Origin of the sequence: Hamadaea flava (assembly GCF_024172085.1) — a bacterium.
GTDB classification, from domain to species: Bacteria; Actinomycetota; Actinomycetes; order Mycobacteriales; family Micromonosporaceae; genus Hamadaea; species Hamadaea flava.
Map to the genome: position 1 here is coordinate 175,177 of NZ_JAMZDZ010000001.1, position 22,573 is coordinate 197,749.

21 protein-coding genes and 1 pseudogene are annotated in these 22,573 nt (G+C 70.9%); 12 read left to right on the plus strand and 10 right to left on the minus strand.

Annotated elements, in window-relative coordinates:
• Positions 1-54: 54 nt before the first annotated feature.
• Both HDA40_RS00860 and HDA40_RS00865 read left to right on the plus strand, forming a co-directional pair.
• Positions 55-840 (plus strand): TrmH family RNA methyltransferase, encoded by a 786-nt coding sequence (locus tag HDA40_RS00860; RefSeq protein ID WP_253750160.1) that lies wholly within the window; start codon positions 55-57, stop codon positions 838-840.
• Between the two features lie 97 nt (positions 841-937).
• Complete coding sequence (locus tag HDA40_RS00865; protein WP_253750162.1) at positions 938-1,468, plus strand: VOC family protein; 531 nt, start codon at positions 938-940, stop codon at positions 1,466-1,468.
• Positions 1,469-1,496: 28 nt separating this feature from the next.
• On the opposite strand, the gene HDA40_RS00870 is transcribed toward HDA40_RS00865, so the two are convergent.
• The 3 genes from HDA40_RS00870 to HDA40_RS00880 all read right to left on the minus strand — a co-directional run bounded on the left by HDA40_RS00870 (position 1,497) and on the right by HDA40_RS00880 (position 3,727).
• Entirely contained in the window at positions 1,497-2,282 is a 786-nt protein-coding gene (locus HDA40_RS00870; RefSeq protein WP_253750165.1) for a hypothetical protein, read from the minus strand.
• Positions 2,279-2,944, minus strand: coding sequence for an SEL1-like repeat protein (locus HDA40_RS00875; protein WP_253750168.1), 666 nt, complete (start codon positions 2,942-2,944; stop codon positions 2,279-2,281). The genes HDA40_RS00870 and HDA40_RS00875 overlap by 4 nt, the downstream gene beginning before the upstream one ends.
• Positions 2,945-3,058: 114 nt before the next feature.
• Positions 3,059-3,727: a hypothetical protein gene (locus HDA40_RS00880; RefSeq protein ID WP_253750171.1), complete on the minus strand. Its 669-nt coding sequence runs from the start codon at positions 3,725-3,727 to the stop codon at positions 3,059-3,061.
• 128 nt (positions 3,728-3,855) lie between these two features.
• Here HDA40_RS00880 and HDA40_RS00885 point away from each other — a divergent pair, with 128 nt between their 5' ends.
• Positions 3,856-5,352 (plus strand): class I SAM-dependent methyltransferase, encoded by a 1,497-nt coding sequence (locus tag HDA40_RS00885; RefSeq protein ID WP_253750173.1) that lies wholly within the window; start codon positions 3,856-3,858, stop codon positions 5,350-5,352.
• 70 nt (positions 5,353-5,422) lie between these two features.
• Positions 5,423-6,217: a hypothetical protein gene (locus HDA40_RS00890; RefSeq protein WP_253750175.1), complete on the plus strand. Its 795-nt coding sequence runs from the start codon at positions 5,423-5,425 to the stop codon at positions 6,215-6,217.
• Between the two features lie 64 nt (positions 6,218-6,281).
• Here the strand turns inward: HDA40_RS00890 and HDA40_RS00895 are convergent, their stop codons facing one another.
• On the minus strand, positions 6,282-7,586 hold the full coding sequence (locus HDA40_RS00895) for a helix-turn-helix domain-containing protein (RefSeq protein WP_253750178.1): 1,305 nt from the start codon (positions 7,584-7,586) through the stop codon (positions 6,282-6,284).
• Positions 7,587-8,126: 540 nt separating this feature from the next.
• On the opposite strand from HDA40_RS00895, the gene HDA40_RS00900 reads away from it, so the two are divergent.
• From HDA40_RS00900 to HDA40_RS00925, 6 genes are all read left to right on the plus strand, one after another.
• Positions 8,127-8,702 carry a toll/interleukin-1 receptor domain-containing protein gene (locus tag HDA40_RS00900; RefSeq protein ID WP_253750181.1) on the plus strand — a complete coding sequence of 192 codons (576 nt, stop codon included), beginning with the start codon at positions 8,127-8,129 and terminating at the stop codon, positions 8,700-8,702.
• Positions 8,699-9,028, plus strand: a complete 330-nt coding sequence (locus HDA40_RS00905) for a hypothetical protein (protein ID WP_253750185.1) — start codon at positions 8,699-8,701, stop codon at positions 9,026-9,028. The genes HDA40_RS00900 and HDA40_RS00905 overlap by 4 nt, the downstream gene beginning before the upstream one ends.
• An 8-nt stretch (positions 9,029-9,036) precedes the next feature.
• Positions 9,037-10,143 (plus strand): hypothetical protein, encoded by a 1,107-nt coding sequence (locus HDA40_RS00910; protein WP_253750188.1) that lies wholly within the window; start codon positions 9,037-9,039, stop codon positions 10,141-10,143.
• Between the two features lie 275 nt (positions 10,144-10,418).
• Positions 10,419-11,606, plus strand: coding sequence for an elongation factor Tu (tuf, locus tag HDA40_RS00915; protein ID WP_253750191.1), 1,188 nt, complete (start codon positions 10,419-10,421; stop codon positions 11,604-11,606).
• A 242-nt stretch (positions 11,607-11,848) separates the two neighbouring features.
• Complete coding sequence (locus HDA40_RS00920) at positions 11,849-12,472, plus strand: alpha/beta fold hydrolase (RefSeq protein WP_253750195.1); 624 nt, start codon at positions 11,849-11,851, stop codon at positions 12,470-12,472.
• 319 nt (positions 12,473-12,791) lie between these two features.
• The gene (locus tag HDA40_RS00925) at positions 12,792-14,285 is read left to right on the plus strand and encodes an MFS transporter (protein ID WP_308197656.1); all 1,494 of its coding nucleotides are present in this window, start codon (positions 12,792-12,794) and stop codon (positions 14,283-14,285) included.
• 16 nt (positions 14,286-14,301) lie between these two features.
• Here HDA40_RS00925 and HDA40_RS00930 read toward each other — a convergent pair whose 3' ends face one another.
• Together HDA40_RS00930 and HDA40_RS00935 are read right to left on the minus strand one after the other, a co-directional pair.
• Positions 14,302-16,095 (minus strand): ABC transporter ATP-binding protein, encoded by a 1,794-nt coding sequence (locus tag HDA40_RS00930; protein ID WP_253750197.1) that lies wholly within the window; start codon positions 16,093-16,095, stop codon positions 14,302-14,304.
• Positions 16,092-17,948 (minus strand): ATP-binding cassette domain-containing protein, encoded by a 1,857-nt coding sequence (locus HDA40_RS00935; RefSeq protein ID WP_253750200.1) that lies wholly within the window; start codon positions 17,946-17,948, stop codon positions 16,092-16,094. The genes HDA40_RS00930 and HDA40_RS00935 overlap by 4 nt, the downstream gene beginning before the upstream one ends.
• A gap of 290 nt (positions 17,949-18,238) precedes the next feature.
• Here HDA40_RS00935 and HDA40_RS00940 point away from each other — a divergent pair, with 290 nt between their 5' ends.
• Positions 18,239-18,622 carry a nuclear transport factor 2 family protein gene (locus HDA40_RS00940; protein ID WP_253750203.1) on the plus strand — a complete coding sequence of 128 codons (384 nt, stop codon included), beginning with the start codon at positions 18,239-18,241 and terminating at the stop codon, positions 18,620-18,622.
• On the opposite strand, the gene HDA40_RS00945 is transcribed toward HDA40_RS00940, so the two are convergent.
• On the minus strand, positions 18,619-19,203 hold the full coding sequence (locus HDA40_RS00945; RefSeq protein ID WP_253750205.1) for a Uma2 family endonuclease: 585 nt from the start codon (positions 19,201-19,203) through the stop codon (positions 18,619-18,621). The genes HDA40_RS00940 and HDA40_RS00945 overlap by 4 nt on opposite strands.
• A gap of 73 nt (positions 19,204-19,276) precedes the next feature.
• Positions 19,277-20,176 (minus strand): alpha/beta fold hydrolase, encoded by a 900-nt coding sequence (locus HDA40_RS00950; protein WP_253750208.1) that lies wholly within the window; start codon positions 20,174-20,176, stop codon positions 19,277-19,279.
• Positions 20,177-20,228: 52 nt separating this feature from the next.
• Between HDA40_RS00950 and HDA40_RS00955 the strand changes: the two genes are divergently transcribed.
• Positions 20,229-20,876: a TetR/AcrR family transcriptional regulator gene (locus tag HDA40_RS00955; protein WP_253750211.1), complete on the plus strand. Its 648-nt coding sequence runs from the start codon at positions 20,229-20,231 to the stop codon at positions 20,874-20,876.
• On the opposite strand, the gene HDA40_RS00960 is transcribed toward HDA40_RS00955, so the two are convergent.
• Both HDA40_RS00960 and HDA40_RS00965 read right to left on the minus strand, forming a co-directional pair.
• Entirely contained in the window at positions 20,821-21,588 is a 768-nt protein-coding gene (locus HDA40_RS00960) for an ABC transporter permease (RefSeq protein ID WP_253750214.1), read from the minus strand. The genes HDA40_RS00955 and HDA40_RS00960 overlap by 56 nt on opposite strands.
• A pseudogene (locus HDA40_RS00965) lies at positions 21,585-22,533 on the minus strand (ATP-binding cassette domain-containing protein). The gene HDA40_RS00960 and the pseudogene HDA40_RS00965 overlap by 4 nt, the downstream one beginning before the upstream one ends.
• Between the last annotated feature and the right edge of the window lie 40 nt (positions 22,534-22,573).

Here is a 22,573-nt window from a genome sequence, read left to right on the forward strand (position 1 = left end):
TAAGTCCACAGACGACGCGCCTGCCTTCGCCGTACCCTCCATCCGGAGACCGCCATGGCCGCCGTGCCCGTCAGCGCACGCGATCCGCGCATCAGCGCGTTCCTGTCCACCCGGACCCCGTCCGGATCCGTCCTGGCCGAAGGACTCTGGGCGCACCAGTGTCTGCTCCAGTCCGACGCCGACCTCGACGTCCTCGTGATCTGCCCCGACCTGATGGAACCGTCCGCCGGTCGGCTCGCCCACGACCTGACCGCGCGGGCGCGTACCGCCGTCGAAGTGTCCGCCAAGACGTTCGCCCGCATCAGCCGCCGCACGAAGCCGTCCGGCCTGGCCTCCCTGGTACGCCTGCCGCGCTGGCCGGTCAGCCCGGGCAGGATCGGCGACCGGCCGATCGACGCCGCCACCCGAGTGCTCGTCGCCGACGGGATCGAGTACGCCACCAACCTGGGCGCGCTGATCCGCATCGTCGACGCCAGCGGCACCGGGGCACTGCTGCTCACGAATCGTCAAGCGCGTCTGGAACATCCCGATGTGTTCACCGCCAGCCGGGGCACGCTGCTGACCACGCCGGTCGTCGACTTCGGCGAGCCGTCGTCGGCGGCGGACTGGCTGCTGCGGGCGGGGTTCACGATCCGGCTCGCGTTGCCGGGCGCGCCCGGCGGCTTCCGTACGCCCGCCGGCGACCCGTCCGGCCCGACCGCGATCGTGGTCGGCTCCGAGGGCCGGGGCGTGTCCCCGCAATGGCGATCGGTGCCGCACGAGCCGATCTCGATCCCGATGCGCGGCCGGGCCGACTCGCTCAACGTGGCCGTCGCCGCCGGAGTGCTCCTGTTCGCCTGATCATTCCCTGATCTTGGTGCCGAATGACGAACGAACCCGGCCTGTATGGGCCGTAGCGTGGGTATTCGCACAGCTCACGAACCGAAGGAGAACGATCATGAGCACCAACGCGCCAGCCGGCTACACGACCGTCGCGCCGTGGATCGTGACGCCCGACACCGGCCGGTTGCTGGACTTCGTCACCGCGGTATTCGACGGGGTGGAGCAGGGCCGGGTGCCGCTGGAGGACGGAACCATCGGCCACGCCGAGATCCGCGTCGGCGACACCGTCCTGCTCGCCTTCGACCAGCGACCGGACTGGCCGGCGATGCCATCGCTGTTGCGGGTGTTCGTCGCCGACGCCGACGCCGCGATCGAACGCGCGGTCGCGGCCGGGGCGCGGGTGGTCACCGGGGCGGCCACCCACGCTTTCGGTCAGCGGGGCGGCCGCGTACGCGACGAATTCGGCAACATCTGGTGGATCAGCGCGGTGGTCGAAGACGTGCCGCCGGAGGTCGGGATGCGCCGGCTCGCCGAACCCCAGTACGCCGCGGCGATGCGAGACGCGCAGGAGACCCTGGATCGCGAACTGAGCGGGTCGGCAGACAGCACGGTGAGCCCGGTAGACCTCACCGGGCGGCCGGACTGAACTCAGCCGATGAGCCGGCTGGCGGCGGTCAGCCGGATTCGGCTGACTCGGCGGCGGGCTCGGTCCAACCGCCGGATATCGGGAGTGTGAAGGTGAGCCACTCCAGCGCCTCCCGAGTCTCCGCCGTGTCGCCATCGAGATCTGCCGCGAGCCGGGCCTCGACGGAGGCCCGCAACTCCGACCCGTTGAGCCAGTCCACCACCGGACGGTCCCGGTGACCCCAGTACGCGTTGCTCGGCCGCAGGCGGCCACGCCGATCCACCCGGCAGCCGTACTCGACGAAGCCGCGCAGGGCCATGATCAGGTCCGGCCGGTCGAGGTTGTCCGTCCATGGTGCGAGGTACGCCGTGAGGTCGTCCTCGGCGTTGCCGATGGCGCACAGCGCCGCGTCGTAGTCGACCACCGGTTCGTCGGCGAAGAGCGCGTCCGTCCACATCGCCTGGAAGTACGCCCGGACGGCACCCTGCTCGCCTTGCGGCCACGAGGTCCAGCCCGCGCGTGGCAGTCGGCCGATCAGACCTTCCAGCTCGGGATAGTTGAAGGTCTCCATGGTCGCGATCTCGACGATGCGAGGCAGGAAGTAGCGCAAGTCCGCCACGTCGCCGACCGTGAGCATGACGTCGGCGGCGTACGGGCGCATCACATCGATCGGGACCTGCCGCAACGGAACCGGGGCCAGCACCGCCCGTTCCTCGTCCGACGTGAAGCAGCATGGGCAGTAGTCGAGCGAATGAGGTCGGGGGTTCGCGGCGAACTCGTCATAGAGCCGGTCGATCGCGCTCGTCAGCGCTTTCCTCAGCGGTGGCGTCCTCATTTGCGGCGGCTTGCGATCCGGGCGGTGGTGACTCCGGCGGAGCGGAGCTCGCCGACCAGGATGCGCAGGAGCGTCCCAGCCATGAGCGGGTACGCCTCGCCCTTGCAGTCCAGCCAGATCGACCAGCCGCCGTCCGGCTGTGGTTCGGGGTCCGAGACGTAGTTGGGGGAGTAGTCGGCGTCGAGCACCTCGTCGATGTCGGCGTACTCGGTGCCGTCGTCGCCGACGAGGAACATCCGGAGCTGGGCGTTGGCCAGTGCGACGGTGACGGCCTCGCCCGGCTCGCCGGCGACGTGGACCCGGAAGGCCTGCGTGGGAAAGTACTCGTCACCGTTCACGGCGACGAGCGGAAAGCTGCCAGGATCGACCACGACATCCTCGACCCCGCCCCACTCGGCCTCGATCGCAGCGCGCTGGCGTTCGATGGCGACGCGGGCCGAATGCCTCGTGGCGAGCTGCGCGAGTCGCCACTGCATCGGCACGTCCCCCAACTGTGCGGCGCGACGCAGCCACGCTTCGGCCGCGTTCGCGTCGCGCATGCCTTCGCGGGTCAGCGCGCATTCGGCGATCCGGTACGCCGCCTCGGCGTCGCCTCGATTGGCCGCCTCGGCCCAGCGCGGAATCAGCTCAGTGATCGGTTCGCTGATCGGCTCGTCGCCCATCGGTCCATCATGGGGCTTGCCGTCCGGTGAGGCTGGCCCTTCGGCGAGGGCCGGGAGCTGGCGGTCAGCTGATCATCGCGGTGCACGGTCAGCGACGTCGGCGAAACGCCTTCGTCAGCCGGAGGTGGCTTCCGGCGCGGGCGGCGTCCGCTGCGCCGCGCGCAACACACCGATGACGGCGCCGATGAGCCACAGCGAGAAGGCCGCTGACCCCAGGCCCGCGGTCCAGAAGCCGGACAGGCACAGGGCAGCGACGGCGTAGGACAGCCAGACGGCCCACGTCGGCAGGGCGTGCGCCCGCTGGGCGATCCGTGTCGTGACGGCGACCAGCACTGCGCCGCCGATCAGCCCGGTGAGCCCGATGACAGCTCCCGCCGTGCCGAGCACGCGGACGGTGTTCGGGTCGGGGGTGAACTCATCCGTCAATGCCGTGACCGCGCTCGACACGTCGAGCCCGACCGCCGTGATCGTCACTCCGCCGAACAGGGCCGCCGCCGGCACGGCCGTGTGTGCGAGCAGGTCGCCGCCGGACAGCCGGTCCAGCACGCGGCGCAGCCCGGTGGTGAACCAGAGCAGCAGCGCGACCCCGACGGCGATCACCGGCAGCCCGATGCCGGCGGCGGTCTGCCGCGCGCCGTCGTCGATCCTCGCGAGGATCTCGGCGTCGGACACGCTCGGGTCGTCGACGCCGGCCAACGCGGTCAGTGTCACCCCGAGCGCGAGCAGCACGACCGAAGCGGCACCCGCCCATCCCGCGCGTCGAAGTGCTCGTGACTCGTCCATGCCGCCTCCTGCGGTCGGGACCACTGGTGGATGAGGGGTGGTGAGAGCAGCCCGAGTGTCCACCCGCGCCGGGCCGCCGGCAAGGAGCCGCGCGGTCGCAGGTGGCTGCCGTCCGGTAAGAAGGGCGGATGCAATACGTCCTGTTCCCCGGCCGCCACCACCTGCTGACCCGCTTCCAAGCGGACTATCTACGCAGCCTGCCGAAAAGTGACGGCGGGACGGTCGTCTGGGCGGTGACATCGGCGAACCATGCGAACACCCGGCGCAACCCGGTGGCGTACCACCGGCGGGAGGCGGCCATCGAGCGGTTCAGCGTGATGACCGGGCTGCGGTCGCTGGTGGTGCCGGTGTTCGACACCGCGCCGACGGATCGGTTCGCCGAGGTGACCATCAAGAACATCGCGACCGAGACCGGGATCGGCCTGACTCCGGCGAACACCGTGGTCGCCTGTTCCACGCCGGAGGTTGCGGCGCTCTACGCGAGGCTCGGGTTCGAGATCGCGACCGTCGAGCAGGAGACGGGCGCCGAGCGTCCGTGGGACGTGCTGATCAGGCTGGCGAACGGGGACGAGTCCTGGCGTGAGCTGGCCCACCCGGCCACGGTGGACGTCTTCGACCGATATCAGCTGGCCGACGCTGTGCGTACCGTCGTGAACGATCCAGTCGTGGGCGACGAGGGTGGCCTGACCGCGACGCGGGACTACCGCAGCTACGCGGAGTCGTTCGCCGACAGCGCGGCGCGCAAGTGGTCCGCGGTACGCGAGTACGTCCGCCCTGGTCGCATCGTGGACATCGGCTGTGGCGCGGGAGCGGTCCTCGAACTCGCCGACCGCGAGCCCGCCCTGCGGGAGAGCGATCTGGTCGGGGTGGAGGTCGCCCGGCACCTGTTCGACGAGTGCGTCCACAAGAAGGCCCAGGGCGTGTTCGCCAATCCGAACGTGTTCTTCTACCGCCGCAACGTCCTCGGCGGAGCGGTCTTCCCGCCGCGCTCGGTCGACACGACGCTGACTTTCGCGCTGACCCACGAGATCTGGTCGTACGGCGAGCGGGCCTCGTCGCTGCGCGCGTTCGTCCAGGCGATCTACGACCACACCGCGCCCGGCGGCGTGTGGATCAACAGCGACGTCTGCGGTCCCGACGATCGCGGCCGGCCGGTGTTGCTGCGGCTGGACCGCACCGACGGCGAGAACCCCGTCGAACCCCGGCGCGACCTGGCCGAACGTCCGCCGGCCGAGGTGGCGGCGTACGTGGCGGGGCTGTCGACGCGGGCCCGGTTCGATCAGTTCGCCGTCGACTACCGCTTCCCCGTGGAGTACAAAGTCGACGGAGACGCCCTCCGGCTGTCGTTCGGCGACGCGATGGACTACCTGACCCGCAAGGACTACACCGCCAACTGGCTTTCGGAGACGCAGGAGCAGTTCTGCGGACTCGAGTACGCCGACTGGAAGAGCCTGCTCGCCGACGTCGGGTTCGAGGTCGACTCGGCTTCGCGTACGCTGCGCAACGACTGGGTCGTCGACAACCGGATCGCGCCGGTGGCCTCGCTCACCGACCTCGACGGCCGGCCGCTGGACTGGCCGATCACGCACGTGCTCCTGGTGGCCCGGCGGCCGCTGAACACCTGACGGTCGGCACGCCGAAACTCAGCGGCACCTGGCTCGCGAGCCGCGATGGGTGATCGGGCATGATCTGACGATGGCCGTACTCGATCAAGTCCGCCCGCTGCTGGCCGACCCGCTGTTCTGGGCGCGCTACTTCTACGCCCACGCGGACGGACCCGGCGCCGATCGGCTCGGCGACCTCGCCGGCAAGGTCGCGGACGCGTACGAGTCCGAGGACGACGATGACCTCGACGAAGACGACCTTGACGACGACGGCCTCGATGACGACCTCGAGGATGAAGACGACGACGAAGAGGTCGGCGAGTTCCAGTACCAGCTGCGGTTCGACGTCGGCGACGGGTACGGACTGCTCCTCGACTTCGACGTCTCGCTGGACTCCTACAACCTGGCCGCGTACGGCCCGGGGCGGCCGGAGGCCGAACTCGGCTGGGACGATCTGGCCCACTGGCACCCGTACGCCCTGCGCTGGTCCGAGCTGGAGCTGATCTGCCGGGCGCTGGCGGCGAAGGACGGCGAGCTGCCGCAGCCCGGTCCGGCGTTGGCGCTGCTGTGCCGGTTCGCGGCGGTGTTCGAGGACGACGACGTCGACTCGGCGGTGGCCGCGGTCGAGGCGGCGTACGCGTCACTGCGCCCGGCCGGATGGACGGGCTACTGGCCGCGGGGCGCGGACTGGCTGGAGCGGTCGGACTTCCGCGGCCGGCGCGTGACGTGGCACAGCGACGAGTCCGGCAACCGGTGGGGTGAGCAGGCGGAGGGCGCCGGTCGTGACTTCTACTCGATCCGCAGCGCTCGCCCCGAGCCGGGAGCGAACGGGTTCCCGCACGATTTGCTGCGCACGATCCTCACGAAGGCGGCCGCTGCCGTCTAGTCGCGCCCGAGCCGGGCGTCGGTGATGAACCGAGTCGGTCGCCCTTCGCGGAACTCGGGCTCGGTCAAGCGCGGCGACCGGATCGCGGCCGGACGGGATCGTGCGGCCGGTTGTCGCGCAACGTCTCCCCGAAGGCCGGCATGATCCGCCGTACGCACGGCAGGTTCCGCTTGCGCAGCAGCGTCCGATACAGGTGACGCAGGTCGGATCGGGCAGTCGCCGAGTCGATCGCGGCGGTCGTCGTGATCGCCGGTTCGGCGACCTCGCAGGCCAGGTCCAGATGGTCGGCTCCGGCGAAACTCAGGGCCAGCCGGGCTCCGTAGCGGGCCCGCAGCCGCTGCGACTCCGGGGCCAGTCGGGCGTACTCGCCGGTCAGGATCGTCGCCGCTTCCAGGGAACGGCCCAGTTCGTGGAACGACCAGGCGCGGACGAACGACAGCGACCCCGGCGTCGTGCTGCCCAGTGGGGGACCGTCGCCGGTCGGTGAACCCGCCAGCCGGGAGGCCCGATCGAGGGCCGTCAGGGTCGCGTACTCGTCGCCCTGCAGCGCGTATCCCTGCGCCTCGCGTTGCGCGCCGAGTTCCCGGACGCGGTTGCTCCGGGCGGCTTGCGCACGCCGGGCGAGCTGGATCGCGTCGGTGAAGTTGTCCCGATACAACGCGATCTCAGCCTTGCGGACCAGGGCGTAGTCGGCCATGTCCTGATCGCCGCCGAACTCGGCCAGCAGCCCGGCCTGATCCGTCCACCAGGTCGCGGCCCGTTCGTCGCCCGCCTCCTGTGCCATCCAGCCGGCGTACTCGACGAATCGGGCCGCCAGCCGGAACGCCTCGTCGCGGGCCCGCCCGGACGCGGCCATCGCCATGGTCCGCAGCGAGTTGGCCGAGGGGATCACGATCTGGAGCATGGCCGACGGCGGCAGCACCTGACCCATGCGCCGGACGTCGGCCAGCAGGTGGGTCAGCACCGGGAGGCTGGCCGGCAGCGACGTGTTCCGGGGGGCCGCGATGGACCAGGTGGCGGCGTCGGCGTCGGGATCGGCGGGATCGTGCGAGCGGAAGACGAGCTGACCGTCCGGCGGTAGACGCAACGACCACTCGTCCGTGAGCGACGGTCCGTGCGATGCGCCCGGTGGGGCGTCGCGGGCCACTGTGGGCACCAGTTCGCTGAGTACTCCGGGAAGCCCGAGCGCGGCTTCGAGCCGGCGTGCGAGATCCACGCTGGGCTGCTTCGCGCCCGCCTCAATGTTGCTCAGATGGCCCTTGCTGTAGTTCGCCAGCTTCGCCAGGCGGCCCAGGCTGAGCCCGACCCGCGTACGCAGCAGCCGCAACCGCGGGCCGAATCTGGGGGGAAGTGGATCGTTGTCGTCCATGATGGCTGATCTCCGCTCGGACGTAGCCGGCTGACCTGCCGAAAGCCTAATACCCGTCGTCAGTGGACAGATCCGCTGATCGGCTCGCGACCATGACACTCCCGGCATCGGCGGCGGACCGCGCCCGCGTGCCGGCGGCCGGTCGGGCGGCCGGCGTGAGCACGAAAGCTCGTGTCGATGGACCAACGCACGTCCACGAAAGGGAGACGCCCGAACGGGAGACGCCGTCGCGACTGCGCCCGCCCGTCGTGGCCGTTCCGGCCGGGTGACTCGTCGTCGTGGTGAGCGCGGCCGTCGCCGGACGGTGACCGGGGGCACGCCGGGCCGCCCCGCGCACGCCGATCGGCTGCCGTGGCGAACCCACTCCGGCGGTTGTCCGTTGTCCACGCCGATCGGTGAAGACAACACCATTGCCGCGGCCCGAAATCCGCTGCGACGCTTCCCCCGATCTCGGTGAAGGCCGCCATCTGGTCCCTCGTGACCAGGTCCGCGGCGATCGGGACCTTCGGCCAGCCGGCCTACGGCGGAAACGGGTGGGCAATGACGGACATCTTCATCAACTACCGATCGGACGACGATCCGTTCGCGGCAGCGCTCATCGACGAGCGCATGACCCAGGCGTTCGGGCCGGAGCGCGTGTTCCGGGATGCCCGCGCGCTGCATCCCGGAGTGGACTTCGAACCCGAGTTGTGGGCCCGGCTCCGGTCGAGCCGAGTCTGCCTCGTCCTCATCGGCGCCCGCTGGCTCGGGCTCACCGACGAGCGCGGGAACCGGCGGATCGATCGCGCGGACGACTTCGTCGCCCAGGAGATCGCCGAGGCGCTGCGGTGCGGCCTGGCCGTCCTGCCGGTGCTGCTCAACGAGGCGGACCTGCCGACACCCGGCCAACTGCCGGAGTCCGTACGCGAACTCGCCGGGCGGCAGTTCGCCCGGCTGCGGCAACGGCACGCCGAAAGCGATCTGCGGGACCTCGTCGACGCCGTCGCGCGCTGGGTGACGCCGTCGCCGGTGGTGCCCCAGCAGCCGACAGGGAAGTCCTTCACCGCGTCGTCCAACAGCGGCAACGCGTACAGCGCGGAGACCATGACCTTCAACGAGCAGGGACCACATCGATGACGACGACCGACTCGGGCGCTGAGCGCACCGTCTACCAATTCCTCGCCACCAGCCAGAGCGGCAACGCGTACACCGCGGAGCAGATGACCTTCCTGATGGCGGCGGCGGACCACTTCGCCGGCGGCGTACAGGCGCTGGAGCGGAAGCTGTATCCGCAGGCCGTGGCCCGGTTCACCGACTTTCTGACGACCGTCACCCAGAGCCAGGGCCCGGCCCTCGACGCCGCGACCGTCCGCGAGCTGGGCCATCGGCAGACGCAGGCGCACTTCCTCGCCGCGGTGTCCCTCCTCGGCGGTGCGGCGGTGGGAACAAGTCACCGCAGGTGATCGCACAGGTGGAGAACCATCTGGAGCAGGCCCGGTCGAGCATGGCCGAGGCGGACACCTTCCACCAGGCGAGTGTGTTGTGGGCGATCGTCAAGGAGGACAGCGCCAGCGACGGCATGTTCATCCGCCCGCCCGCGCCGGAGGAGCTGCGGCCGTCGCTGGAACACGTCTCCAGCGACCAGGCCGCTTTCCTGCTCACCCACCTCACCGGCGCGCGTGGGCAGACCTTCGCCGATCTGCGCAAGCGGTCGGGCTACACGCCGCCGCCCGCGGTGGCCGCGCCCCGGCCCGGCCCGACCGCACAGGGGCGGCCCAAGGCCGGCACGAACTACTTCACGAAGCCGGTCGGCGCCCGGGAGATCTTGTGGGCCGTCGTCGGGGGATTCGGCGTCCTCCTGCTGCTGTTCGGCCTCGCCGCGGGCGACGCCGGAACGCTCGGCTGCATGACCGTCCTCTGTGGCATTCTCGTGATCACCGCCCTGGTGAAGACCATCCGGTACTTCCTGGCCTATCCGAAGCCCAGCGATCGCCAGATGGACGACTGGCTCACGAGCGACGTGCAGAACACCGTGATGCCTCGGGCGCTCGCGCAACTGCGCATCGATGGCCGGCCGGCGCACGAGGGCGGTGACCTGATCGTGCCGGCGCAGATCGTCGTCGGGGTCGCGTCGCCGCTGCGCGTCTTCGACGTCACCCGGACGCTTCTGCACTACGCGATCTTCCTGGGCTCGGACCGGCGCGTCCGGGCGTCCTACTACGACGTGCTCATCCTGTTCATGACCGACAAGATCGTCAGCGCGTACCAGGCGCTGCTCGACACCCGGACGGGACACCTGCTCCTCGACGCCACGCAGGAGCACCGCTACAGCGACATCGCCGGCGTCCACAGCCGCACGGTTCCGCTGAACATCGCGCCGAACCTGCGGCAGCAGATCCCGGCGGAGACCCTCGTGCGGCTGTCCGCCCAGCACGAGTTCTCGCTCGGGATCGTCAACGGCAACAGCCTGACGGTCACCGTGGACCTGCCGTCGCAGCAGGGCGGCGGCGTCGCCTGGAGCAACGAGCAGGCCCTGTCGATGATTCAGCGGATGATCCGGGGCAAGAAGGAAGCCTGACCGGGGAAGCCAGAAACCCGGTTGCGGCCGTGGCGGGCGTGACGATAGCGTCCCGGGTCATGTTCGCCACGGCTGGATTCGGCGCGCTCGCAGGCCTTCGCCTGCCGGGCGCCGTCGCCGTGCGCGCGAAGTCGGCCCGACTGGATAGCTGACTCTCCTCCACCCAAAACCGCCCAGCGCTTCGGCGCCGGTGCCGGCCTGGGCCCCAGGACACGGAGGAGAGTGCCGCACGCCGTCCTGAGCAATCCTCTCCTGCTGACTTCGAAGGAATCGTCATGTCCAAGACCACGTTCGTCCGCGCCAAGCCGCATCTCAACATCGGGACGATGGGGCACGTCGACCACGGCAAGACGACGCTGACCGCCGCCATCACCAAGGTTCTCGCCGAACGGGACCCGTCGGCGAACCGCTTCGTCGCGTTCGACGGCATCGACCGTGCGCCGGAGGAGATCGCCCGCGGGATCACGATCACCATCGCGCACGTCGAGTACGAGACGGCCACGCGTCACTACGCCCACGTCGACATGCCCGGCCACGCCGACTACGTGAAGAACATGATCACCGGCGCGGCCCAGGTGGACGGCGCGATCCTCGTCGTGTCCGCCCTCGACGGCGCGATGCCGCAGACCCGCGAGCACGTGCTGCTCGCGCGGCGGGTCGGCGTGCCGCATCTGGTGGTCGCGATGAACAAGGCGGACGCGGTGAGCGACCCCGAACTGCTCGACCTCGTCGAGCTCGAGGTCCGCGAGCTGCTGACGGCCAACGGGTTCCCCGGCCAGGAGATCCCAGTGGTACGCGTATCGGCGCTCAAGGCGCTGGAAGGCGACCCGCGCTGGACGCAGTCCATCGTGGACCTGCTGGACGCGGTGGACACGTACGTGCCGGTGCCGCAGCGCGAACTGACGCAGCCGTTCCTGATGCCGATCGAGAACGTGCTGACGATCTCCGGCCGGGGCACCGTCGTGACCGGGGCGGTCGAGCGCGGCACGCTGTCGGTCGGCGAGACGGTCGAGGTCGTCGGCCTCGACCCGACCTTCACCGCGGTCGCGACCGGGCTGGAGACGTTCGGCAAGGCGCTGGACCGCGCCGAGGCGGGCGACAACGCCGCCGTCCTGCTCCGGGGCGTCAAGCGCGACCAGGTACGCCGGGGGCAGGTCGTCGCGGCGGCCGGCAGCGTCCGCCCGTACTCGCGGTTCCGGGCGCGGCTGTACGCGCTGACCACCGCCGAAGGCGGGCGGCGTACGCCGTTCTACGCGAACTACCGGCCGCAGTTCTACTTCCGGACCACCGACGTGCCCGGATCGGTGGAACTGGGCGACGTCGTCGAGGTTCGCCCCGGCGACACCGTCGAGCTGACGGTCGACCTCGGCGCGCCGATCGCGATGGAGGCCGGCCTCGGCTTCGCCGTACGCGAAGGCGGCCGCACGGTCGCGGGCGGCACCGTCACCGAACTGCTGGCCTAGCGCGAGCAGCTGGCTCCACACCGGACACAAATTGATCCACATCCCGGAACGTGTCGGAATCCGCTCCGTCGGAGACACGTTTCGGGATGTGGATCATCACAGCGGGGTTCAGCGAGCCGTCAGCCGGGTCGCCGGATCGGTGCACCACGCCAGCGCGGACGGCCATGGGCCGTAGCCGTCGGCGATCAGCAGGACCCCGCGGCGGGCAGAGCGGTGCCTCGTCGGCGGTTACCCTGCTGGGCATGGCGCTGTATCTGCACGGATTCGGTCCGGCGGCCGGTCGACCGATCGTCGCGCTGCACAACATGACCGGCAACGGCGGACGATGGGCGGAGATCGCCAGGCGGCTCGACGGCTTCCGGGTGCTCGCCCCCGATCTGCGCGGATTCGGCCGGTCGCCGCAGGAGCCGCCGTGGACGCTGGACTATCAGGTCGCCGATCTGCTCGCGACGCTCGACGCCGCTGGTGTCGATCGGGCCGACCTCGTCGGCCACTCGCTCGGCGGCTCGATCGCCGTGCACCTGGCCCGGTACGCGCCGGACCGCGTACGCCGGCTGGTGCTGCTCGATCCGGGCATCGGAGTGCCGCCGAGCATCGCCCTGGCCCAGGCGGCGGCCGAACGGCATCCGGCGACCGTGACGCTGTGGTCGGAGCTGGCTCGGCCCGCGGTGACTCCGCCGCAGGGTGTGCCGACGCTGCTGGTGCTCGCCATGCGCGACCGGGACGCCGAGTTCGAGTACGTCGCCGGGTGGCGCGCCGAGTGCGGCAGCCTCACGGTGGCCCACCTCGACTGCGGGCACGCCATTCCGGAGGAGCGTCCCGACGAGACGGCAGACCTGATCCGGGCCTTCCTCGCCGAGTCCTGAGGATCGGCGGCCTGAGCTTACGAGGTGGAGTTCGCCGACGCCGACGCCGCACACTCGCCCTGATCACCGTCACGCCGGACGAGGTCGAGCCGATCGGCTGACCGGTAGACCGGCCCCACTCGTAGCCCTGGGCATTGTGAACGCGGCGCGAGCGGCTCAGGGGCGCCCTCGGGCAGCGCGGCCCGTGATCGACGGCGCGAAACTCCCGCATCTGCGGCGGCGAAACCGGAAACGACGGTAGGAACTCCCGTCTCGCCCCGGGGCCGGGCCGACCCGAGAAGGATTGGGGTTCTGCCCGACACGGCGAGGGGGATTCACCGTGGACACTGTGCAGGCGACCCGGTCGGGCGCACCGATCTCGGAGTACCCGCGGCGCTGGCTCGCGCTCGCGGTCATCGCCGTCGCTCAGCTGATGGTGGTTCTGGACGCCACCATCGTCAACATCGCACTGCCGCAGGCGCAGGCCGACCTCGGGATCAGCGACCCCGACCGGCAGTGGGTGGTGACCGCGTACACGCTGACGTTCGGCGGCTTCCTGCTGCTCGGCGGGCGCATCGCCGACTACTGGGGCCGGAAACGGACATTCATCGCCGGAGCGGTCGGCTTCGCCTTGGCCTCCGGCCTCGGCGGGCTGGCGCAGCACGGTGCCACGCTGTTCGCCGCCCGCGCGTTGCAGGGCGCGTTCGGGGCGCTGCTCGCCCCGGCGAGCCTCGCGCTGCTGACCGTCCTGTTCACGGAGGTGCACGAGCGGTCGAAGGCGTTCGCCGTGTACGGCGCCATCGCCGCCGGTGGCGCGGCGGTCGGCCTGCTGCTCGGCGGGGTCCTCACCGAGTACGCCAACTGGCGCTGGTGCCTGCTGGTCAACATCCCGATCGCGCTGCTGGCGATGCTGGCCGCGCTCGCGGTCGTCCCGGAGAGCCGGGCACACGGCAATACCACGCTGGACGTGCCCGGGGCTGTGGTGGTGACGGTCGGACTGGCCTCGATCGTCTACGGCTTCACGAAGGCCGCCACCGACGGCTGGGACGCGCCGGTGACGCTGGGCTTCCTGATCGGCGGTCTCCTGCTCGTCGCGGTCTTCGTGGTCCTGCAGATGCGCGTACGCAATCCGCTGTTGCCGCTGCGCATCCTGCTCGACCGCAACCGGGGCGGGGCGTACCTGGGCAGCCTGTTCGTCGGGGCCGGCCTGTTCGGCTCGTTCCTGTTCATGACGTTCTACTTCCAGCGCACCCTGGGGTACTCGCCGATGAAGGCGGGTCTGGCGGCGCTGCCGGTCAGCGCCGGCGTCTTCGTCGCGGCCGCGGTGGCCAGCCAGTTCGTTCCGAAGGTCGGCCCGAAGGCGTTCATGGTGACCGGTGGGGTCTTCGCCACGGTCGCGCTGCTGTGGCTGACCCAGATCGGCGTCGACACGGCGTACGTGTCGCACGTGCTGCCCGCCCAGATCCTGCTCGGCCTCGGACTCGGCTCGATCTTCGTGCCGCTGTCCAGCCTCGCCCTCATCGGGGTCGCCGATCACGACGCCGGGGCGGCCAGTGCCACGCTCAACGCCACCCAGCAGGTCGGCGCGTCCCTGGGCACGGCGTTGCTGAACACCCTGTTCGTGTCGGCGGTGACGGCGTACCTGACCGATCACGCCGCGGGTGTCGTGCTGCGGCCGCAGCTGACCCAGGCCGAGGCGGCGGTGCACGGCTACCGAGTCGCGTTCCTCTGGGCGGGGATCATCCTCGGCGTCGCGACCGTCGTCATGGCGGTCGTGGTGAAGGCGCACAAGAGCGACCTCCCCGCGCAGGGTGCCGGGGGCGGGTCGATGTGACACGCCCCCGGCGGTTTCAGGCCTCGGCGTACGCATCCGCCTGGATCGCGTAGAGGCGGGCGTACCGGCCGTCGGCGGCCAGCAGGCGGGCGTGGGTGCCCTGCTCCACCAGGCGGCCCTGGTCGAGCACCAGGATGTGGTCGGCCCCGGCGACGGTGGAGAACCGGTGCGAGACCACCACCGTGATCGCCCCGGTCCGCCCGGCCAGCCGTCGGGCGCGGGCGAGGTAGCGCTCGAAGATGGCGTGTTCGCTGGGCGCGTCGAGCGAAGCCGTCGGCTCGTCGAGCACGAACAGCACCGGTTCGGTACGCATCGAAGCACGAGCCAGCGCGGTCTTCTGCCACTGACCCTCGGACAGCTCCACGCCCCCGTACGCCCGGCCGAGCTGCGTGTCCAGCCCGTCCGGCAGCCGTTCGGCGAACCCGTCGGCGTCGGCGGCCTGGACGGCGGCCGCCACTCGGGCGTCGTCGTGCAGCCGGGGCAGGTCGCCGAGCCCGATCGCGTCGCGGAAGCGTACGTGGAACCGGCCGAAGTCCTGGAACGCCGCGCTCGATCCGGCCCGCCACCGCGCGGTGTCCACATCGGCCAGATCCGTCCCGTCCACCTCGATCCGGCCCTCGTCCGGCTGGTAGAACTTCGTCAGCAGCTTGACGAGGGTGGACTTGCCGGAGCCGTACTCGCCGACGACGGCCACGACCGAGCCGGCCGGCAACCGGCAGCTGACCTCGTCGACGGCCCGGCGGTCCGAACCCGGATAGGCGAACGAGACCCGATCGAGGACGATGCCCTCCCGCAGCGTGGCCGGGGCGGGCAGCGTACCGGGGCGGTCGGCGGTCTGCGCGTACTCCTGGAGCCACTGATACGGGTCGGCGAGCGTACGACCGGCCATCGCCTCGGAGACCCCGAACAGCGCGTCCTGCAACGCGTCGCGCAGCGTCGCGGCCACCGTGACCGCCAGGACGAGGTCGCCGATGGTGCCCTCGCCGCGCGCGGCCCGGTACACGACCAGCGCGAGCCCGGCGCCGAGCCCGAAGGTGAACAGCGCCCACCCGGCCAGGTTGCCGGCGGCGGCCTTGACCCGCGCGCGAAAGCGGGCGGCCATGGCCTCCGACCACGCCGCGCGCTGGCGCTCGGCGAGCTGGTCGCCGGCGCCGCACACACGGATCTCCTTGCCGCCGGCCGGTCCGGTGGCGAGGTTGAACAGCTCCCGTTGGAGCCGGTACGCCTCGGCGGTGTCCAGTTCGGCCTGGAAGGTGGTCCGCTGGCCGCGTCGTTCGAAGTAGATCGGCGCGGCGGCGAACACCACCAGCGGCAGCAGCCACGGAGTGACCGCCGTGCCGAGCACGATCAGCAGCAGGATCAGCCGGAGGCCGACGAAGACGGCGATCACGGCGGTCCACAACGACGCGCTCATCCGCCAGCCGAACCCCCGCAGCAGGGTCACCCGGTCGAGCAGGTCGGTGCGTTCTAGATGGCCCAGCCCGGCGAGCCCGGCCAACCGGGTCTCGACGTCTCGCCGCAGATGCAACGCGCCCAGCCGGTCGACCAGCATCGCGTCGAGATTCCGGCTCAGATCCTTCAGGTAGACGGTGACGCCGAAGACGAGCGCCGCCACGGTCGCCCCGGCCACGGCGGAGGTCCGGCCACCGCGGATGATCCCGTCGATCGCCGCGCCGAGGGCCAGCGCGAGCGCGGGCGTCGTTCCCGCCGAGGCCGCCTTGACGGCGAGCAGCGCGCCCGTGGCCCCGGGATAGTGCCGCCACGACAGCCGAAGCACGTCGCCGAGCAGCCGCAGATAGCTCCGCTTCACCGCACGTCACCTTCCTCCAGGCGATCGTCGAAGCCCCGCCGGAATCGCTCGGCCTGCAGGGCGAACATCTCGGCGTACGCGCCGCCGTGGGCGATCAGCTCGTCGTGACGGCCGGACTCGGTGATCCGGCCGTCGCCGAGCAGTACGATGCGATCGGCCTGGCGTACGGTCGACAGCCGGTGCGAGATGAGGACGACGGTCGCGTCTCCCTTGTGCGCCGCGAGCCGGTCGAACACCTCGAACTCGGTACGCACGTCCAGATGCGCCGTCGGCTCGTCCAGCACGAGGATCTCCGCCCCGGTACGCACGGCGTACAGGGCGCGGGCCAGCACGACCTGCTGCCATTGCCCGCCGGACAGGTCGACGCCGCCGGTCCGCGAACGGGACAGGGGAGTGTCCCAGCCCAGCGGCAGCCGGTCGAGGACACCGGTGAGCCCGGCGTCCTCGGCGGCGGCCGTCAACGCCGCCTGGTCCCGGGGTACGCCGCCGTTGCCGAGCGCGACGTTGTCGGCCACCGACAGTGGATAGCGCACGAAGTCCTGGAAGACGACGGACAGCCGGCGGCGCCAGACCTCGGCCGGCACGCCGGCCAGATCGAGGCCGTCGGCGGTGAGTCGCCCGGCGGTCGGCTCGTACAGCCGCGCCAGCAGTCTGATCAGTGTCGACTTGCCCGCGCCGTTCAGCCCGACGACGCCGAGCAGTTCGCCCGGGCGGATCTCCAGGTCGATCCGGTCGAGCACGGGCCGGGTGGTTCCGGCGTACTGGAAGCCCACGTGCTCGAAGCGGATCACCGGCCGCTCCGGCAGCTCGGCGACGCGCTCCGCCGGGGCCGGGGCAGCCAGCTCAACCTTCAACTGTTCGTACGCCCGCATGCAGTGCACGGTGTTGACGGTGAAGTGCGGATTCTCGGTGAGCGCCTGGTAGACGGCGGTCGACGCGGCGAACACGGCGGCCGCGACGGCGACCGTGGCCGCACCGCGTACGGCGGCCAGCGCCACTCCGGCGTACGCCGCGAGCAGAGGAACCGTGAGGATCAGCGCGGGCTGCCAGAGGCTGGCCAGCGTACGCCGCCCGTGCGTCCACATCGGATTGAACGCCAGCCGCAGGTGATGCTGGATCCGCCCGACGGCCCAGTCGCCCAGTCCGAAGACCCGGACCTCCTTGCCCTCACTGGGCGAGACGATCGCGTTCGCCCACACGTCGGCGTGCATGCCGGGCGCGATCGACCGCCGCCAGACCAGGCGTCGCCGCTTGGCCTCGCGCGAGTACAGCCGCTCGGCCGCCAGCCCGGCGACGACCAGCACCGGGACCAGCCACCACGCGTACGCCGCGAGCACGACGCCCGCGCTGACCATCGCCAGCAGCCGCCCGAGCAGCTCGAGTTGGACGAGGACTCCCGGGCCGGGCGTCCCCTCGATGAAGCTCTCCGGATCGGCCCGGGTCTGCCAGATCAACGCCTGCACCTCGGGACGTTCCAACGCTCCGACCGTGTCACTGGTGCTGGTGAGCTGGGCGACCCGGGCCCGATGCTCCCCGTCGATCCGGGTCTGGGCGAGGTAGCGCAAGGGCTCGCGGAGCACGCCGAGGGCGTACCCGGCGAGGACGACGATCAGGTACAGCAGCAACGGGGTGACGGCCACGGCGGCGTCGCCGGAGACGACGGCGTCCAGTCGGGACACCAGCGTGGCGAAGGCGACCGCGGTGGTCGCGGGGAGGAGACCCTCCAGCACGGTCAACGCGGTCAGCGCGGTCAGCAGCCCGACGCCGGCGGCCTTGAGTCTCCTGAGCATCTCGATGCGATCGCGCATCGTGGCGGTGGCCTCGACCTGGGCGGCCAGCCCGATGGTACTCACGGTGTGAACTCCCTCGATCCGCCCTGGGCGTGATCCGGCTACGCCGGACATGATCACGCCAGGGTCGGCAGCAGCGGGTACCAGAAGAACAGCCGGAGGTGGGCGCATGGCGCCCACGCCCTCACGCAAGCCAGGAACGGCGCGCAAGGCGTACGCCCGCATGATGCGCTCAGTCGGCGCGGCGGGCGATCTCACGGAAAGCGGCTGCGGTTCACACCATGACGGCGATCTTCGAGGCGCGCCGGGCTGATGTCAACTGAAATGTCAGACCGGCGGGCGAGGATGGCCGGGTGGACACCACCGAGGAGACCCGGCGTACCGCCCTTGACTATGTGGACAGCCTGGAGCGGCGGGACTGGCCGCGCTGGTCGGCGTTGCTGGCCGATGACGTCGTGTACGAGATGCCGCAGACCCGGGAACGTATCCACGGGCGGGACGGGTTCGCCCAGTTCAACGTCGACTACCCCGGCGACTGGCATCTGGCCGTCCGCCGAGTCGTGGCCGACGGGCGGTACGCCGCACTGTGGCTCGACGTCCGGGTCGCCGAGGACCGGATGGACGCCTGCGTCTGGCTGGAGATCGGGGCCGACGGGACGATCACGAAGGTCACCGACTACTGGCCGGATCCCTATGAGCCGCCCGCCGGTCGCGAGCACCTCGTCGAGCGGTACTAGTCCGCGGGAAGTCCGGTCTTCTCCAGGTCGGACAGCCGGTACTCGGCGACCTGGAGATAGCGGCCGTCGTTCAGCGTGAACCGGGTGATGTCGGCATCCCTGACGTTGTCGTCGACCGGGAACCGGACCAGCCAGTACTCGGGGATTCCGGCGGCGGCGTACTTCGCGGGCTTGGAGCCGACGTCCCGTTCCTCGGACTCCGGCGACACGATCTCCACCGCGATCGCGATCGCCGCCGGCGGGTGGTGGGCCCGCCGCATGTCGGGCTGACTCGCGAACACGGCGACGTCCGCGATGCGGGTGCTGCGATCGCCGAACTTGATCCCAACCTCGCTGAACGCCAGCCGGTCGGCCCGCTCGAAGAGCCAGGTCAGGCGGCTCGCGACGTGATTGTGCCAAAGGATGGCGGGGGACATGATGACCAGGCTTCCCTCGTGCAACTCGTAACGATTGCCGTCGTGAGGAAGCTTCTCGATGTCCTCCACCGTCCATTCGGCCGGTGTGAGGTCCAATGTGAGCAACGGGCGCTCCCTTCCGCGCTCAGGGTAGGCCCGCTCACCAGCCGATTCGTCTGCGGTCACGAACACATTCTGACACCGAAAAGGTCGCAGAATAAAAACCCGCCTTACGAGTCACGAAAGCCCGGGCACGGAATCACGAAGAGTGACTCACACCCGCATTAGCCGCAATGTCGTCGGCGAGCTCGGACCACAGTGCGGCGGGCAGATCGTGGCCCATGTCCGGCACGATCTTCGCCGTCGCGCCCGGGATCGCCTTCGCGAGCGCCCGCGCGGCGGCCGGGCCGCGCAGGAGCGGATCGTCCGCGCCGTTGACGATGATCGTCGGCGCCGAGAGCGCGAGGCGGCGGGCCGCCAGGCCCGGGTACGACCGTACGGCGGCCAGCTGGCGCTGCGTACCGGATTGGTCGCGAGGCGCCCGGCTGTGCGCCACCTCGGCGACCTCCCGAGCCCAGGTCAGGTCGACCGGGTTGCCGGGCGACGACTGTGCCCGGGAGATGTCGACCAGCGTCTGGATCGCGCCCTCGTCGGTGTCCGGGTGCTTGATCTTGCCCATCTTGGCGATGAAGCCGAACTGGATGTAGCGCAGCGACGCCGAGATGCCGGACGGCGTCGCCAGAAGCAGGGCCAGGCTGCGTACGCGGTCGGGGTGGCCCAGCGCGGTGGCGACGGCGAGGAAGCTGCCGAGCGAGGCCCCGGCGACGTGGGCGGACTTCCAGCCGAGCGCGTCCATGACGGCCAGCCCGTCGCCGACCATGTCCGCACCGGTGTAGGCGGGCGTCCGGTCGCGGCGGAACAGGGCGGCGATCGGGTGCCGCTGCTGCGCCGAGGCGAAATGCTCGGACAGCCCAGCGTCGCGGTTGTCGAACCGTGCGACGAAGAAGCCGCGGTCGACCAACATCCGGCAGAAGTCGTCGGGCCAGTACACCATCTGGAAATCCAGGCCCATGATCAGCAGCAGGGGCTCGCCGGACGGGTCGCCGAAGGTCTCGTACGCGATCTTCGCGGACCCGTTGTGGGTGTATTCGACCGTCATCTCGGCCCTCCCGACGTTTTTACAATGCACTCGCATTGTATACTGGGCCGCGATGCCGAAGAAGGTCGACCACGAGCAACGAAGGTCACACATCGTCGAAGCGCTGCTGCGGATAGCCGGGGAGCGTGGGCTGGAGGCCGTCTCCCTACGGGAAGTGGCGGCGGAGGCGGGCGTCTCGATGGGTGCGGTGCAGCACTACTTCGCGTCCAAGGACGAGATGCTCCGGTACGCCATGCAGCACTGGCTGTCGTTCACGGTGCACCAGCGCTTCACCCGTGCGGTGCAGGCCCGGCTCGCCGGCGCGGACGTGTCCGATCCCGCCGTCGTGCTGCACGCGGTGGCGGCGGCGTACCTGCCGCATGACGAGGAGAGCCGGGCGAACGCGAAGGTGGCGCTGGCCTTCATCGGGCGGGCCGCCGACGAACCGGCGATCGCCGAAGCCCTGCGTCCGGCGCACGCGGGGCTGCTCGACGTCGTCGGCCGCATCCTGAGCGGCGGCGCGCCGGGGGTGGGGGAGCCGTTGACCGGTCGGCCCGCCCCCGACGGCGTACGCCGTTTCATCGCGCTCCTCGACGGACTGCGCCTGCACGTGCTGGCCGGCGCGGTCGCGTACGAGGACGCGCTGGGGCTGCTGGATCGCTACCTCAGCGAGGCCCTCGTCGATACGCCAGGACCGCCAGCGGTGCGAAGAGCGCCATGATCGCGGCGCTCCAGAGCAGCGACCGCGTGACGGCCGGGCCAACGGGCGTGCCGAGCAACAGCCCCCGCAGGGCGTCCGACACCTGCGTCACGGGATTGATCTTCACCCAGGACTGCAGCCAGCCGGGCAGCTTCCCGGTCGGCACGAACACGTTGCTGCCGAAGGTGAGCGGGAAGATCAGGACCAGGCTGAGCGCCTGCACCGTCTCGGCCGCCCGGGCGACGACGCCGATCAGGGTCGCGATCCAGCAGACGGCCAGCGCGAACACCAGCATCAGCGCCGCCGCCGCGCCCACTCCGGCTAGTCCATTGTGTACGCGGAAGCCGAGCGCGGCCCCGACGCCGAAGACGAGCAGCACGGCGAGTGCGTACTTCACGGTGTCGCCGAGGATGTGCCCGATCAGCGGGGCCGAGCGGGCGATGGGCAGGCTGCGGAGCCGATCGTAGACGCCGGTGCGGATGTCGGTGTTCAACGAGATCGCGCTGCCGAGGGTGGCGAACATCAATGCCTGCACGGCGATGCCGGGAATGACGAACTGCAGGTACGCGTGCCAGTCCCCGGAGACTGCGTTGCCGAAGAGGAAGACGAACATGAGCACGAACGTGATCGGCATCAGCGTGATGTCGAGCAGCTGATCGGGCGTGTGCCGGAACTTCACCAGGTTGCGCCAGGCCAGTGCGGTGCCGTGCCGCAGCGTGCGGTTCGGGGTCATGCGACCGTCTCCTTCTCCGTGAGTTCGAGGAAGACCTCGTCGAGGCCGGCCAGCCGGACGCCGATCTCGTCGACGGCCACCCCGGCCCGATGCAGGCCCGCGGCGGCCTCGGCGAGGACCGCGGCCGCAGCCGTGCCAGGGGTCAGTGGTGCCGAGACCAGTCCGTCGGGCGTCGCGACCGCCTCACCCAGGACAGCGGCGCCCAGGACGGCGACGACATCTGGTACGCGTGCCGGGTCGGCCGCGCGTACGGTCAGGGTCTGGCCGCCCACCTGCGCCTTGAGCTGCGCCGGAGTGCCCGTCCGCAGGACTCGGCCGTGATCGATCACGCACACCGCGTCGGCGAGTCGGTCGGCCTCCTCCAGGTACTGCGTCGTCAACAGGACGGTCGTCCCGTCGGCGACGAGGCCGCGGACCAGTTCCCACACGTCGGCGCGGGCCCGCGGGTCGAGTCCGGTCGTGGGCTCGTCGAGAAACAGCACCCGTGGCGTGCCGAGCAGGCTCGCCGCCACGTCGAGGCGACGGCGCATGCCGCCGGAGTACGTGCGGACCGGCCGCCCGGCGGCGTCGGCCAGCCCGAACCGGTCGAGCACCTCGGCGACCCGAGCGCGGGCGCGCGGCCGGGGCAGCTCCAGCAGCCGGGCGATCAGGCGGAGGTTCTCGGCCCCGGTGAGGGCGTCGTCGACCGCGGCGAACTGGCCGGTCAGCCCGATCAGCTCCCGTACGCGGTCCGGCTGCCGGACGACGTCGAACCCGCCGACCCGAGCCGTTCCCGCGTCGGGCCGCACCAGGGTCGCCAGGATGCGTACGGCTGGTGGTCTTCCCGGCGCCGTTCGGCCCGAGCAGGCCGCAGACCGATCCGGCCGGCGTGACGAGGTCGAATCCGTCCAGGGCGACGGTGTCGCCGTAGCGTTTGACGAGCCCGGATACTTCGATCACTTTCACTCCTCTCGTACGTCGTACGACGAAACCGTACTCCGTACGA

What these genes read in the sequence shown, in the direction of transcription:
- tuf (WP_253750191.1), top strand. Translation starts at nt 10,419, where the DNA reads ATGTCCAAGACCACGTTCGTCCGCGCCAAGCCGCATCTCAACATCGGG.
- HDA40_RS00960 (WP_253750214.1), bottom strand. Translation starts at nt 21,588, where the DNA reads ATGACCCCGAACCGCACGCTGCGGCACGGCACCGCACTGGCCTGGCGC.
- HDA40_RS00920 (WP_253750195.1), top strand. Translation starts at nt 11,849, where the DNA reads ATGGCGCTGTATCTGCACGGATTCGGTCCGGCGGCCGGTCGACCGATC.
- HDA40_RS00875 (WP_253750168.1), bottom strand. Translation starts at nt 2,944, where the DNA reads ATGGGCGACGAGCCGATCAGCGAACCGATCACTGAGCTGATTCCGCGC.
- HDA40_RS00885 (WP_253750173.1), top strand. Translation starts at nt 3,856, where the DNA reads ATGCAATACGTCCTGTTCCCCGGCCGCCACCACCTGCTGACCCGCTTC.
- HDA40_RS00880 (WP_253750171.1), bottom strand. Translation starts at nt 3,727, where the DNA reads ATGGACGAGTCACGAGCACTTCGACGCGCGGGATGGGCGGGTGCCGCT.
- HDA40_RS00890 (WP_253750175.1), top strand. Translation starts at nt 5,423, where the DNA reads ATGGCCGTACTCGATCAAGTCCGCCCGCTGCTGGCCGACCCGCTGTTC.
- HDA40_RS00955 (WP_253750211.1), top strand. Translation starts at nt 20,229, where the DNA reads ATGCCGAAGAAGGTCGACCACGAGCAACGAAGGTCACACATCGTCGAA.
- HDA40_RS00950 (WP_253750208.1), bottom strand. Translation starts at nt 20,176, where the DNA reads ATGACGGTCGAATACACCCACAACGGGTCCGCGAAGATCGCGTACGAG.
- HDA40_RS00905 (WP_253750185.1), top strand. Translation starts at nt 8,699, where the DNA reads ATGACGACGACCGACTCGGGCGCTGAGCGCACCGTCTACCAATTCCTC.
- HDA40_RS00870 (WP_253750165.1), bottom strand. Translation starts at nt 2,282, where the DNA reads ATGAGGACGCCACCGCTGAGGAAAGCGCTGACGAGCGCGATCGACCGG.
- HDA40_RS00895 (WP_253750178.1), bottom strand. Translation starts at nt 7,586, where the DNA reads ATGGACGACAACGATCCACTTCCCCCCAGATTCGGCCCGCGGTTGCGG.
- HDA40_RS00860 (WP_253750160.1), top strand. Translation starts at nt 55, where the DNA reads ATGGCCGCCGTGCCCGTCAGCGCACGCGATCCGCGCATCAGCGCGTTC.
- HDA40_RS00865 (WP_253750162.1), top strand. Translation starts at nt 938, where the DNA reads ATGAGCACCAACGCGCCAGCCGGCTACACGACCGTCGCGCCGTGGATC.
- HDA40_RS00900 (WP_253750181.1), top strand. Translation starts at nt 8,127, where the DNA reads ATGACGGACATCTTCATCAACTACCGATCGGACGACGATCCGTTCGCG.